Origin of the sequence: Peredibacter starrii, assembly GCF_034259205.1 — a bacterium.
GTDB lineage: Bacteria > Bdellovibrionota > Bacteriovoracia > Bacteriovoracales > Bacteriovoracaceae > Peredibacter > Peredibacter starrii.
The window spans coordinates 317,879-330,804 of the sequence record NZ_CP139487.1; the positions used below are offsets into that span (position 1 = coordinate 317,879).

At 42.5% G+C, this 12,926-nt stretch carries 12 protein-coding genes, 1 tRNA gene and 1 other RNA gene; 13 read left to right on the forward strand and 1 reads right to left on the reverse strand.

Translation table 11 applies throughout. The features are described from left to right. Positions 1–35 precede the first annotated feature (35 nt). The 5 genes from SOO65_RS01710 (at position 36) to SOO65_RS01730 (ending at position 3,932) form a co-directional block, all read left to right on the forward strand. Positions 36–1,361, forward strand: a complete 1,326-nt coding sequence (locus SOO65_RS01710) for an ArnT family glycosyltransferase (protein WP_321395949.1) — start codon at positions 36–38, stop codon at positions 1,359–1,361. A gap of 6 nt (positions 1,362–1,367) precedes the next feature. Continuing rightward, positions 1,368–2,099 (forward strand): PilZ domain-containing protein, encoded by a 732-nt coding sequence (locus SOO65_RS01715; RefSeq protein ID WP_321395953.1) that lies wholly within the window; start codon positions 1,368–1,370, stop codon positions 2,097–2,099. A gap of 5 nt (positions 2,100–2,104) precedes the next feature. Next, positions 2,105–2,590 (forward strand): tRNA adenosine(34) deaminase TadA, encoded by a 486-nt coding sequence (gene tadA / locus SOO65_RS01720; protein WP_321395956.1) that lies wholly within the window; start codon positions 2,105–2,107, stop codon positions 2,588–2,590. Positions 2,591–2,644: 54 nt separating this feature from the next. After that, positions 2,645–2,734 (forward strand) — tRNA-Ser (locus tag SOO65_RS01725). Between the two features lie 493 nt (positions 2,735–3,227). Then, entirely contained in the window at positions 3,228–3,932 is a 705-nt protein-coding gene (locus SOO65_RS01730; protein WP_321395958.1) for a hypothetical protein, read from the forward strand. A 4-nt stretch (positions 3,933–3,936) separates the two neighbouring features. Here the strand turns inward: SOO65_RS01730 and SOO65_RS01735 are convergent, their stop codons facing one another. Further along, the gene (locus tag SOO65_RS01735) at positions 3,937–6,813 is read right to left on the reverse strand and encodes a PAS domain S-box protein (RefSeq protein ID WP_321395961.1); all 2,877 of its coding nucleotides are present in this window, start codon (positions 6,811–6,813) and stop codon (positions 3,937–3,939) included. A gap of 190 nt (positions 6,814–7,003) precedes the next feature. Here SOO65_RS01735 and SOO65_RS01740 point away from each other — a divergent pair, with 190 nt between their 5' ends. From SOO65_RS01740 to SOO65_RS01775, 8 genes are all read left to right on the forward strand, one after another. Next, a complete protein-coding gene (locus SOO65_RS01740) occupies positions 7,004–8,170 on the forward strand; it encodes a hypothetical protein (RefSeq protein WP_321395964.1) in 1,167 nt (388 codons plus the stop codon). A 47-nt stretch (positions 8,171–8,217) separates the two neighbouring features. Beyond that, positions 8,218–8,313: signal recognition particle sRNA small type (ffs, locus tag SOO65_RS01745), an RNA gene on the forward strand. 159 nt (positions 8,314–8,472) lie between these two features. Next, positions 8,473–9,138: a penicillin-binding transpeptidase domain-containing protein gene (locus tag SOO65_RS01750; RefSeq protein ID WP_321395967.1), complete on the forward strand. Its 666-nt coding sequence runs from the start codon at positions 8,473–8,475 to the stop codon at positions 9,136–9,138. 146 nt (positions 9,139–9,284) lie between these two features. Continuing rightward, the gene (dnaX, locus tag SOO65_RS01755; RefSeq protein WP_321395970.1) at positions 9,285–10,907 is read left to right on the forward strand and encodes a DNA polymerase III subunit gamma/tau; all 1,623 of its coding nucleotides are present in this window, start codon (positions 9,285–9,287) and stop codon (positions 10,905–10,907) included. A gap of 9 nt (positions 10,908–10,916) precedes the next feature. Further along, entirely contained in the window at positions 10,917–11,222 is a 306-nt protein-coding gene (locus SOO65_RS01760) for a YbaB/EbfC family nucleoid-associated protein (RefSeq protein WP_321395973.1), read from the forward strand. Position 11,223: 1 nt separating this feature from the next. Then, positions 11,224–11,820 carry a recombination mediator RecR gene (gene recR, locus SOO65_RS01765; RefSeq protein ID WP_321395977.1) on the forward strand — a complete coding sequence of 199 codons (597 nt, stop codon included), beginning with the start codon at positions 11,224–11,226 and terminating at the stop codon, positions 11,818–11,820. Next, positions 11,820–12,317 (forward strand): hypothetical protein, encoded by a 498-nt coding sequence (locus SOO65_RS01770; protein WP_321395980.1) that lies wholly within the window; start codon positions 11,820–11,822, stop codon positions 12,315–12,317. The genes recR and SOO65_RS01770 overlap by 1 nt, the downstream gene beginning before the upstream one ends. A gap of 2 nt (positions 12,318–12,319) precedes the next feature. After that, positions 12,320–12,910, forward strand: coding sequence for a GTP-binding protein (locus SOO65_RS01775; RefSeq protein ID WP_321395983.1), 591 nt, complete (start codon positions 12,320–12,322; stop codon positions 12,908–12,910). Positions 12,911–12,926 lie beyond the last annotated feature (16 nt).

The window sequence follows — 12,926 nt, forward strand, 5'->3', positions numbered from 1 at the left end:
ATATTTGTAGCACATTAAAACCCAAATGGCGACACATGACAAAATCTTTGCGTATTGGTTTATTGATCCTCTTTATCTACCAAGTTCTTATCGCTTGTGGCTTTGAACTTGCCCATGATGAGGCCTATTACTGGTTGTATTCCAAACATTTAGACTGGGGATTTTTTGATCATCCACCATTTGTTGGTGTTGTGATTAAGCTCTTCTCTTTTTTGCCCCATGCTGAAGTTTCAGTACGATTGGGATTTATTGTCCTCCAATTTCTAAGCCTTTACTTAATTTTGGGTCTTACCTCGAGTTCAATCGTGGCCACATTATTGTTTTTTAGTTTTCCACTTGCTTCATTTACGGGTCTTCTGGCATTGCCGGATATTCCCCTGCTCTTTATGACCGCATGTTACTGTGTAGGACTGAAACGTTACCTCGCGAAAGACGATGCCACTAACACCGTACTTTTAGGTTTGATCATCGCTCTCTTGTTCTATGCAAAATATCACGGAGTCCTTTTGGTGTTCTTCACCATTCTTGCGGTTCCAACTCTATTCAAGCGTAAAAGTTTTTATGCAGTTGCCATGGTGGCATTGATTGCCTTTATGCCTCACATGCTTTGGCAGTATCAACATGACTTCTCTACTTTGAGATATCATTTTCTTGAAAGACCAGCGGCCAAGTTCAGCCTGGGAAGAAGTTTAGAGTTCGTGGGACTGCAAATTGTTCTGTCGGGTGTACTTGCGGGCCCAATTGTTTGGTGGATTGCAGTTAAAAATAAAACCACTAATCAATTTGATCGCGCGATGAAATTCATTTCAATTGGCACTGTGATTTTCTTTTTGATTTCTACATTCACAAAACGTGTGGAAGCCAACTGGACCATTTTCCTGGCAATCCCACTAATCTATTTAGTGGCATCTTCGGAAATCTGGAACCGTGTTTGGCCCAAGCGCTTACTGTATGCTTCGTTTGCCATTGTAATGCTGGCACGAATCTTATTCGTATTACCGGCAGATAAGATTTCGATTAAGCGCTTAAAAGAGTTTCACGGTTGGAAGACCTGGGCTTCCGAGGTTAAACAGGCCTGTGGTGAGACGCCGATTCTGGCCAACACCTATCAGATTGCCTCGAAGCTTTCTTATTATCTTAACACTGAGATCAATGCCCTGAACTATCACTCTCGCAAGAATCAGTTTGATTATTGGCGTTTTGATAAACAGATCCCGACCAAAGATGTCTGTTACATTACAGACGGGCAGGAATTTGCAGGCGAGGAAATTCAAACTCCAGAGGGGAAAAATATGAACCTTCTAAAAAATCTGAGCCTTAAAACGCTTTGGGATTTAAAATATGGGGAGGAGAACCGATAACCAAATATGCTGAGTAAGTTAAATCTTCAAAATTCCTACGACAAGGTTAAGTTCCTTACGATCATCCAATTCATTTTGGTGTTGATTGGATTTGTAGCGGAAGCACTGGTGACTCAAAGTGTGCTTAACTTCTCATTCATTTTTCAGTTCATCGTTCTGCTAGTTGCTTACAATTTCTATTATACCGCGCTATCAAATCTTTTTTACTCGTACTGGAACATGTCCCTCATTTTCGGGATCTACTATCTGGTTTCATTGACCAGAAACTTCCTGGTAATTGGTCACCCCATGATCGGGATTCTTTTTTGCTTCAGTTTCGTGTTTCTCGCCATTGCTTGCTATATCGTTTCATCTCCCCTTTATTATCCGCGCTTTCACTGGTGGGAATATGACTTCCGCTTCCGTGCTGACATTCGCTGTTGGGTAGAGGTCGATGGAAAACAATATCGTGGTCGTTTATCAGATTTACGACGAGGTGCTGGATGTCTGGAGCTTTTTAACCAGGTTTCAGTAGGTCAGCCGATTCAAATTAGCCTAGATATTCTGAATCAAAACTTCACTTTGTTTGCAGAGGTCCGTTCTAAGCGGGAGCCGATCATCGGTCGCTCTATTATTTACGGAGTTAAGTTCGTAAATAATGATCTTGAGCAAAGACAGCGCCAAAAGTTTTTGACCAATTACTGGAACGAGAGTAAAAAAATCAAAATTCGTAATAAGTTTGCCGCTGTTCAGAAGTAGTAATAATGAAATTCACCGTCGCCGATCATTTATGGTACATGGGTCTCGCTCTCGAGCAGGCCGAACTCGCTTATAAAGCGCAGGAAGTTCCTGTGGGAGCAGTTCTTGTGTCACCTGAAGGTGATATTCTCTCTAAGCAATTTAATCTCAAAGAATCTCATTTTAACCCAACTGCTCACGCTGAAATCCTGGCGATCACTGAAGGTGCCAAGAAACTTCAGAATTGGCGTCTTTCGGATTGTACTTTGTATGTAACTCTAGAACCTTGCCCTATGTGCTTAACGGCACTGGTGCAATCTCGAGTTAAGCAATGTGTGTTTGGTGCTTATGATGCTAAAGGTGGCGCTCTAAGCCTTGGTTATCATCTTCATCAGGACAAGCGCCTTAATCATCAATTCGCCATTATGGGCGGAGTGAAACACTTTGAGTGTTCAAAGCTTCTCTCGCAATTTTTCAGAGAGCGTCGTTCCGGTTATCGTCCTAAGATCTAGTTGTCTGACTTAATACCCACATGTTAAAACTGTGACCTCAACCGTATATGATTTGGAGATGTGTCCGAGTGGTTGAAGGAGCACGCTTGGAAAGCGTGTAACGGAGAAATCCGTTCGTGGGTTCGAATCCCACCATCTCCGCCATTAAAAATAAATGGCCACCCTTGCGGTGGCTTTTTATTTTTAATCTGGTGAAGTTGGGGCTTGATGAGAATCCTGTTCGACGACGAGGCCATGAAGGCCGAGGCGATCAACTCAGTTGCCCGAAGGGTCACGGAGCAGGATGCGTAGTGAATAATCCCACCATCTCCGCCATTAAAAGAGCTAGTTGTAAGCCTCAAAACTTCTGCTTCGTGCTTAGAATAGTTCAGTCAGTTTTATGGGGCGCCACATTGTGGCCTCTCTTAATCTTAAGTAGATCTACATCGATAACGTGTGAACACTTTTGTGTACACTCCAGAACCATCTGGAGCACATTGAAAATTCTGTCACTCCTCACAACTTTTTCATTCTTGTATCGTCCCTCAACTCGAAATTGCGAGATATAGATAAAAACCTATGTGATTGTTACTGTTGTTAGAATGGTTTGAATCTGTTCTCCGATGATATTTCGAGACCAAACTCTAAAGGAGAAAAAATGAAAAAGTTAATTCTTGCAGCTCTATGCTTAAGCTCAGTGGCAATGGCCTCTGAACTTGAAACAATTCGTTCACAAATGTCAGATGCTTCATTCGGCGAACACATCGTTCCTGCTGAGTTAAAAGGTCATTACGTCGGTACTTGTTTTTCTGGTTCATCAGAAAAAACTGAGGCCCTATTCGTTGACGCTTTTGTTAACGCTAAAGGTATTACTTCGGATCTAGCAATTTCAACTGAGCATCTTTATGGGGGTTCTAAGCTTCCAGCTAGTTATGAATATCTTCTTACTGACGCCATCAATGGCCGCGCTTTTATTTCTAAAATGGTTAACGTTGGCCAATCTGGTACAGATAACAATCTAGGAAAAGTTACTGAAGGTGTAGATTTCAAATTCTTGTATTCGTCAGTAGTGGCCGATAAAACGCTAACTGTTTCTGTTTCTAAATACAGATACTGTAATGATCGTGGATTTTGTAATCCTCCTACAATCGATGCTTGTCGATATGGTTATCAGCGCCAAGGATCATTTGATGTAGAGGTTTTCTCTGGATGTATTCGTCAAGACGATCAGACAGTTTTCAAGAAAGCTGCTGACGGCGTTCTGATTTCACACAGAACTGCTAAGAGTGTTGGCACTCCAGTGAACAACTTCTCGTTCTACCTTCCAGCGATCTCTACTTTCTGTAAGTGGGAAAAGCGTTAATTAATTAATGTGCACCAAGGCCGGGTCTTTGATCCGGCCTTTTTTTATGTATATGATATTTTTCACTGAGTGGAAGTTCTACAATAAACGTCGATCCCTTTCCTAACTCACTTTCAACTGTAATAATTCCACCGTGACTCTCTAAAATCTGCTTAACAATGTAGAGACCGAGACCCAGACCTTGAATGCCTTCGCCTACATTCGCTCTTTCGTATCGATCGAAAATTTTACTTTTAAATTCAGGTGGGATGCCCCGCCCATGATCAATCACAATGATGCGTGCTCGGTGGTCAGTACTTTCCAGAATGAGCTTGATGGGTTTCTTCTCACCGAACTTAATAGCATTCGTAATGAGATTTGTGATTACTTGTTCAATGCGGGACTTGTCCCAATGGGCATGAATAGTGTCTCGCATATCGACTTCAAGTTTTGAGTCAGTCGTTTCAAGTTGTAGAGTCAGGTTCTCTACCAGATTGGTTATTAAGTCATTTACTACGATATCTTCTCGATTAAGTTCAAAGTGACCGGTTTGAATGCGTGTAATATCAAGTAAGCGGTTAATCAAGGTAACGAGTCTGTCTGCATCGTGTTCGAGTTTGCACATGGATCCCCTGAATTTATCCAGAGCGGGATTTGCATCCCGATTTAACTGGCGAAGCATGAGCTGCACTTTCATTTTCAAAGCGGTTATGGGTGACTTTAATTCATGAGAAGCAATTGAAATAAATTCATCTCGGGCAAGAATCGCCTTTTCCGCATCGGTGCGGGCCTTGTGTTCACTATTAAGGAGGGCCCTAATTCTATCTTCCGTCTCTTTTATGTCTGTGATCTCAATGGAGATACCACCATAAGCGTAGATCTCTCCATCAGAGTCGATCACCGGGAACTTAGTCAGTTGAAACGTTCTTGCTCTGCCTTGGCCGTTTTTCCCGTAAGTCACTTCATAACTTACAACCTTCCCTTTTTTGATGACGTCATCGTCACCTTGAATCCATGGTTCGACTGCTTCTGGTGAAAAATAATCCAGGGACGTTTTTCCGCGTAGATCCTCATTCTCCATATTGAAGAACGCTTTAAATACTTTGTTTACTAATAAGTACTTCTTATTCAAATCCTTCAAGTACACTCTTGCAGGTAAGTTATCGAGGATGGCCTGAAGTCTATATTGGCTTTGTTCAGCCTCTTCCTTGGCCCGTTGACGTTCTAATAATCGACCTAGCTGGATTCCAATTTGTGACATTAATTCCATCAAGGCGGGACTTGGATGAATATTGATATCAGAGAAAAACTCCAAGACTCCCGCAACCTCATCTTTAACCAGAACTGGAAAGGCCATTCCACTCTTTATCCCTACCAGAAGTCCCACTTCTGATTTCACTAACCGCTTGTCATGAAAAATATCATTAGACCAAAAAGGCCTGCCGCTACTGACGACTCGACTAATGATGCTCACGTCATGAGCCTTTATCTGGTCGGTTTTATCAACAAAAGGTTTGTAGAATGTCTCATCTTCAAGGCACCATAAATCTGATCTTGGCACCTTATCTTTATGGCCCCTATCTACCATATAGAAGTGTCCGATCTGCCATTTCGTGAGTTTGCAGATCTCAAAAAGACTTATCTTTAGTGCTTCAAACACATTGTCTGATTTGTTGGCCTCACTTGAAATGGTCTGAAGAAGACTTAAGTAAGCAGTTCTTTCTTCGACTCTTTTCTTCAAATCTCTTCGGGATCTTCTAAGTTCCTCTTCATTGGCCTTTCTGGCGGAAATATCATGAATGGCGGCGATGAGATATTTCGGAGCAAGGTCTGTTCCTCTCACCAGGGAAACGGTGAGAAATGCCCACGCCACACTTCCATCTTTTTTAATGTAACGCTTTTCAATATTGTAAGTTGGAATATTTCCCGCAATAAGTTCTTCTAAGAGAGTCATGTCTTTTTCTACATCTTCTGGATGAGTGAATTGCGTGAAATTCATCTTTTGAAGTTCGTCTAAAGAGTAACCAAGAACATGACAGCACTTTTCATTGGCAGTGATGATGGTTCCATCCAGAGAAACCTGGGCCATTCCCATGGCGGTCTGATCGAAGATGGCCCTAAATTTTTGCTCATTTTCTATCAAGGCCTCTTCGGCCTCTTTCCTGCTTGTGATGTCCTGAATCGTAGAAATAAAATAATTGGGATTTCCTTGATCATCACTTAAAAGAGAAACAGTTAAACGGGCCCAAAAAATTGATCCGTCTTTCTTCACATATCTTTTCTCGATCTCACTTTGATTAGTTTTTTGATTGAGCATTTTGTCACGCTCATTCAAACTTTTGTTAATGTCCTCAGGATAAGTGATGTCTGCAAAATTCATTCGTTTTAATTCTTCAATACTGTAGCCAATCATTCTTGCGAATTGTTCATTCACAGTGATGAAATCACCTATGGGTGTAGTTTGAATAATGCCTATTCCTACCTGATCAAAGATGGCCTTAAATTTTCTTTCTCCTTCTTGGCGAGCATCCTCAATAAGTTTTTTTTCAGTAACATCTTTTATTAAGATCGCAATGCCACCGATTTTATGTTCGTCTGCATACCAAGGACGAACTTCCCAATTGATCCAGACTTTTTCCCCGTTCACCAACATGTGAAAATCTTCTTGCTGGCGCAACACTTCTCCCGCCATTCCACGTTTATGGTATTCCTTCCAGGCCTCAGGTATGGATGGAAAAATTTCGTAATGACTTTTACCGATAATGGTTTCGTTTAAATTGAAAGTTTTAAACCAGAGCTCATTAACCTCTATGTATCTCATCTCAGTATTTAAAACTGCCATCGCCGCGGGGGCGTGCTGAAAGAGGGTCTCAAGGTAGGTTTTAGTGCCTCTGTATTCCATTTTTCTCTCTGGCAGGAGGGAGGGCCCCGAGATCAAATCACGGTGAATTATTCTTCTCAAGTCACGGGGAAGCTAACGCAAGTTTTCAGTGATTTAGGCCGCTTCGAATGATACATAAAATTTACAGGTGTTCCCCTTATGGGCCCATTTCTTATTTAGAATATGGGCATAAACTTAGCCCAGGATCCTTATGAAAAACCTTCTTCGCACACTTCCATTATTGGTGTTATCGGCCGTTGCTCATGCTGCCTATGAAGATCATTTTCCGGCCTATTTTGAATATTGCACTGGCACACAGTGGAAGTTGCAGAACGGTGAGAAAGGGGGAATTCCGGGACATGGCTTTACCTACATTCATGGTCTTTGTAAGGATTATCGCTCAACATATCCGCAAGTGATTCCTTGTTCCGAGGTTTCAGCAGAGCTTAAAGAAAAATATCCTCACGAGGGTGTGGGTGTATCGCTGGATAAAAACTTTTCTAACGTAATGTGGGTCGCTATTCCTGGTCGCAACCTGACCCTCTTCGGTGATATAGAACGCAAGGCCATTTCAAATGATGACGTTAAGAACATCATTCAAAAAGTCACTGAACTAAAAGTCTTCCAGGATGTTGTTCATAAAGGTGAGCGAGCTCAGTCACTTCCTTTCAATTCTCAGGAATATTTGGAGGAAGTTGCAGATGCAACTCTAGGAACTGAATATGCAGTTTCATGGGCGCGTGAACTTCACTGCACTAGAATTCCTGCCCCAGTTGAGTCACTTCCGGCCGTGGCAAAATTTCTGAATGAAGCAAATAATCAGTACAAAGATGGCCCAGGTTATGAATGGTCGAAAGTCAGTAACAACTGTGCTCACCTTGCCATCAACACTTCAAACGCCATGGGCATAAATAAATCGATTAAGCTCGATCAAGGTGGAATTAAAAAGTTGTTCAGCATGGCCCTCCCGGCAAATACATTCTTAATGTATGCGGACCAGACAGCTCTTAAGAAAAAACCTTCTCTGCGTAAACTCTCTAAGACACTTAATGAGAAAACGTTTTCGCCAGTGCAAGTTGGTTCATTGATTGCGAACTATCCCGCCTTCCCAAGTGGAGAAAAATTCAATACGGATGATCTCAAAGTGTTAACTGCTCCACGTCCAAAGTCGCCGTTAAAACTTCTCTCAACTCCAGAGAAGTATGAAAAGAAACATATGACTCCGGAAAACTCTGAGCTTAAGGCCAATGCAGAAATGTGGCAGGCGCATTATTTGAAACTCATCAATCAACTCGATATCGATCAGAAAGGCTCAGTGCTTGAGCAGTATTTGCAAGAGCAGTTAGAACTTACGAAGTCGATTATCTTGGCGCCATGAGCAAATTCTTTACATAACTGGTAAAGCCGTTTAGTATCACTCTCGGCAGTCTGACTTAGATGAGCATTTCGCCGTCAACCCCGCCAGGCCAGGAATGGAGCAACGGTAGCGGTTTGGAGTGTTGTGTTTGAGTTCAGGCTGCTGCTATACTCGCCTTCATGAAAATTATTCTTTTCATCATTTTATCCCTCATACTTTCTTGCTCAACAAAACGTGATTTCCCCGGAAAAGACGTTTGCTATTTACTCTATGATGTAAAAACTAAAAGATACGTCGAAGAACATAATAGGGGTCGATGTGAAATGCGTCTGCCGGCTTGTTCAACGTTCAAAGTTCCTCTGGCCGTAATGGCCTATGATTCAGGGATTTTGAAAGACGAGAACCTTCCCGTTTTTAAATGGGACGGTCAGAAGCGGATGATTGATGCCTGGAACCAGAATCAAACTCCGACGATGTGGATGCGCGAATCGGCAGTGTGGGTCTCACAAGAGATCACACCGAAGTTGGGTATCAAAAAGATCGAGCAGTATCTGAAAGATTTTAATTATGGGAACCATGATATGTCGGGCGGTCTTAAATACGCTTGGCTAACACCCGCTCCTTTCATTGCCGACTCTATGGGGAACACTTTAAAAGTTTCTGCCCTTGAGCAGGTGAGCTTTCTAGAAAAGCTATGGCAAGGAGAGTTAAAAGCTTCTAGTCAGTCTCAGATTTTGACGCAAAAAATTATGGCCCAGGATGTTTCTCCGCGTGGATACACGCTGGTTGGAAAAACGGGTTCAGGTTTTTCGGATTCCCATCATGATCTTCGTTTAGGTTGGTACGTTGGACACTTGGAAAAAGGAGATCGCGAGTACATCGTGGTTGTGAATTTTTCCGATAAACAAAAAGTACCTGCTGGAACGTTTGCCGGACGAGAGGCCAAGGAAATGGCGATCAATTTATTAAGTGAAAAGAAGCTCTGGTAAATTGAGGATTTGACTATAAATTTTGTCGATTCTCACAACTTCTTACATCGCTAATTATCGCAGTTTTTTCTAGCAGCTGCGCCATGACTTCGCGTCGTTAAACCCCTATTTTGCAGCTTCTCAAAACCCAAAATTTTTGGAGAGTTATGGCCTACCAAGTACTGGCCAGGAAGTGGCGTCCCAAGCAATTTGAAGAAGTTGTTGGGCAAGGCCATGTGACCCGGACCTTACAAAATGCGATCAAGCAAAACAAGCTTGCGCATGCTTATCTTTTCACCGGAACTCGCGGTGTAGGCAAAACCTCGATCGCTCGTTTGTTTGCCAAGGCCATCCGTTGTGAAAATCGCAAACCTGATTTCAACCCATGCTTAGTCTGTGCTTCTTGTCGTGATATCGATGCGGGTAATTCAATGGATTACACGGAAATCGATGGTGCTTCAAATAACAGCGTAGATGATGTTCGCGCATTGATTGAAAACGTTCAGTACCTTCCGACTCGTGGAACTCACAAGATCTACGTTATCGATGAGGTTCACATGCTTTCAACTTCAGCATTCAATGCTTTGTTGAAGACATTAGAAGAACCACCTCAACACGCGATTTTCATTCTTGCGACCACTGATCCGCAGAAGCTTCTGGGAACTGTGATCTCAAGAACTCAGCGCTATGATTTTAAAAACGTTTCAGTCGAGACTCTTGCTGCTCATGTAGAAGCAATAGCTAAAGCTGAAGGCATTACTTTCTCATCTCCAAAAATTGCAGTGAAGCTGGCCGAACTTGGTAAAGGTTCAGTTCGTGACACTCTTTCAATTTTTGATCAAGTTCTTGGTCTTTCAGGTACCAACAATGTGACTGAGGAATCTCTTTCACAAGCTTTGGGTCTGGCAGGAACAACTGCCATGAGAGATTTCCTGACTGGAATTCTGACTGGTAACGCTAAAACAACTTCGCAAATTTTCCGCAAACTCATTGAAGAGAACATTGATCTTAAAAAACTTTCTGATCAGGTTCTTGATGGTTTCTACCGCATCATCAATTCTATTGATGAACAGAACGTTCTTTATAAAGAAGAAGTGATTGCTCAGGGTGCATTGAAAGACATCACGATCGCAGAACTTTTCTGGATCTACGAAACACTTGTTAAAGATCTTAACTGGGCCTTAACAAGCATGAATCCGGAGAAAGTGGTATTAATTCAGCTTCAAAAAGTTTGTCTTCGTCGCCAGATCTTAACTGGTGAAGGAATGAAACTTGAAGAAGTGGCCCAGGGAGTACCGACTGCGGGAAAGCTTGAGGCCGGAGTTGTTGTAGAGGAGAAGATAGTTCAACCAGTAAAATTGGCCAAAACTTGGAACGATTTTCTGACTTATCTTCGCCAGACTGCTCCGGCAACAGCAGCAAACCTTGAACACGGGAACTTACTTGAGGAAATCGACTTAAATGTTGAGCCTCTCATGATCAAAGTGACCTTCCCGGAAGATGCTGCAGTATTCAAGGATTTCGTAGAAGAAAAAGAAATCTACGCCAGATTGAAAAATCACTTGGCCGATTTCTTCGAAATGGATATTGAGAAGATCAATTTCAAAACTCAGATCATGACCCTGGAAGAGAAGAAAGACAAAAACTTCAAGACCAAGGTTGAGATCGATGAAGAGATTAGAAGCAATATCGTGGAAGAGCGTCGTCAGAAAATTTTGAACGATCCTTTCGTGAAAGAAGCAGAGAAACTATTTAACGCAAAAATCGATAAGATAATTTTAAAGGATTAGGAGTTACTTATGAATATGAACAATCTCATGAAACAAGCACAACAAATGCAAGCTAAGCTTGCGATGCTTCAGAATGAACTTGCTGAGCGCGAAGTGGAAGCTTCTGCGGGCGGCATGGTGAAAGTTCGCGTGAACGGTAAGCAGCAGGTTCTTAGCATCTCCATCAATAAAGAGTGCGTAGATCCTAACGATGTTGCTTCACTTGAAGAGCTAGTACTTACAGCGGTTAACCAAGGTCTTAAGCAATCTCAAGACATGGTTCAACAAGCAATGTCGAAAGTTACTGGCGGCATGAACATCCCAGGACTTTTCTAAGATGATTCAACTTCCTGAAGTTATCAAGAACGCCGTCGATGCGCTTACCAAGCTCCCTGGAGTTGGTGAGAAGACCGCATTCCGTATGGTCATGAGCATGACCAACTGGAAGGCCTCTGAGCTGAAGGTTGTGGGCGACTCTCTGACAAACCTGAAAGATCTGAAACTCTGTCAGGATTGCGGAATGTTTGCTGATGAAGATAAGTGTTCAATTTGCGCTGATGAGGCCCGTGCTTTTTCTCGCACACTTTGTGTGGTTGAAAATGCTTCTGACTTAATGGCGATTGAAAAAAGCGGAAACTTCCGCGGCGTCTATCACATCCTGGGTGGAGTTTTAAATCCGCTTCTTGGTGTTGGTCCGGACGAGCTTCGTATGGATGAACTGCGCGATCGTATCGTGCAAAAAGAAATCGAAGAAGTGATTCTGGCCATCAACCCTTCGGTTGAAGGTGATGCTACTTGTTCTTATTTTAAAACGCTTCTGCCTGAAACAATCAGAGTAGAGCGCATTGGTTTTGGTGTGCCGATCGGCGGAAGTCTGGAGTATCTGGACCCAATGACAATCACTAAAGCATTAGAAAACCGGAAGAGATTCTAATGAAGAACATGAATGTAACGGAAAAGATGAAAGTTATTCTCGAGCCTAAAAAGGCCGGGATTAAAGCTCGTCTGTTTGTCACTCGCGAAGACGGAATCACAATTTATGATTCAGTTCAAAACCAAACAACGACTTCAGTGTCGGCATTGGTGAGCGGTGTATGGCAGGCATCAGAGGCCCTTATGGATTTGGTTCACCCGAACCAGGACGTAATGGAGTTCCGTCTGGGCTTTGATACATCTTCTCAGGGAATTTACCTTTTTCCTTTTTCTCTTCTTGGTAAACGTTACTTTCTTGGGGCCATCTACCACGACTGTGTAAATCCAGGACAATTAAAGCGTCAGATCGCTCTTATTAAAGAAGAGATGGTGCGTTTGTTTCAAGATGAAGCGGCAAAACCGGTGGCGGTAAAACCTAAAACGGCAGTTCGTGATGGTTTTCTTTTCCAGGACATTTCAGATGAAGAGATTGATCGTCTCTTCTCGGCAGGAATTTAAGTATGTCATTTGTTAACTATCATACAAAAGAGATTAACTGTAAGATCGTTTACTACGGTCCGGGTCTGGGCGGTAAAACCACCAACATCCAATACATTTATCAAAAAACCAGCTCTCAAAATAAAGGGCAGATGATCACTCTCAATACTGAGAATGAAAGAACGCTCTTCTTTGATTTCCTTCCACTTGATTTGGGTGAAATCCGCGGTTTTAAAACGCGTTTCCACCTTTATACAGTTCCGGGCCAGGTATTCTACGAGGCAAGCCGTAAGCTTATTCTTCGTGGAGTAGATGGATTGGTATTTGTGGCGGACTCACAAGTTGAAAGAATGGAGGCCAACCTTGAATCATACCAGGGTCTTGAAAGAAACCTGGCCGAGCAAGGCTATGACGTCTCTAAGGTTCCAATGGTTATGCAATGGAACAAGCGTGATCTTCCAAACATCGTTCCGGTTGAAGACCTTCAATATCAACTGAACAAAAGAAAATTTCCGGCGTTTGAGGCGGTGGCCACAAACGGTCAGGGCGTATTTGAAACATTAAAAATGGTCTCTAAATCAGTACTCCTTAATATTAAGGGTGGATTGGAATAGTTAATTTCTCGTAAGG

Coding starts and splice junctions, on each gene's coding strand:
- SOO65_RS01730 (WP_321395958.1), top strand. CDS start 3,228: ATGAAAAAGTTAATTCTTGCAGCTCTATGCTTAAGCTCAGTGGCAATG.
- SOO65_RS01770 (WP_321395980.1), top strand. CDS start 11,820: ATGAAGAACATGAATGTAACGGAAAAGATGAAAGTTATTCTCGAGCCT.
- SOO65_RS01760 (WP_321395973.1), top strand. CDS start 10,917: ATGAATATGAACAATCTCATGAAACAAGCACAACAAATGCAAGCTAAG.
- recR (WP_321395977.1), top strand. CDS start 11,224: ATGATTCAACTTCCTGAAGTTATCAAGAACGCCGTCGATGCGCTTACC.
- SOO65_RS01775 (WP_321395983.1), top strand. CDS start 12,320: ATGTCATTTGTTAACTATCATACAAAAGAGATTAACTGTAAGATCGTT.
- SOO65_RS01750 (WP_321395967.1), top strand. CDS start 8,473: ATGCGTCTGCCGGCTTGTTCAACGTTCAAAGTTCCTCTGGCCGTAATG.
- dnaX (WP_321395970.1), top strand. CDS start 9,285: ATGGCCTACCAAGTACTGGCCAGGAAGTGGCGTCCCAAGCAATTTGAA.
- SOO65_RS01735 (WP_321395961.1), bottom strand. CDS start 6,813: ATGGAATACAGAGGCACTAAAACCTACCTTGAGACCCTCTTTCAGCAC.
- tadA (WP_321395956.1), top strand. CDS start 2,105: ATGAAATTCACCGTCGCCGATCATTTATGGTACATGGGTCTCGCTCTC.
- SOO65_RS01715 (WP_321395953.1), top strand. CDS start 1,368: ATGCTGAGTAAGTTAAATCTTCAAAATTCCTACGACAAGGTTAAGTTC.
- SOO65_RS01710 (WP_321395949.1), top strand. CDS start 36: ATGACAAAATCTTTGCGTATTGGTTTATTGATCCTCTTTATCTACCAA.
- SOO65_RS01740 (WP_321395964.1), top strand. CDS start 7,004: ATGAAAAACCTTCTTCGCACACTTCCATTATTGGTGTTATCGGCCGTT.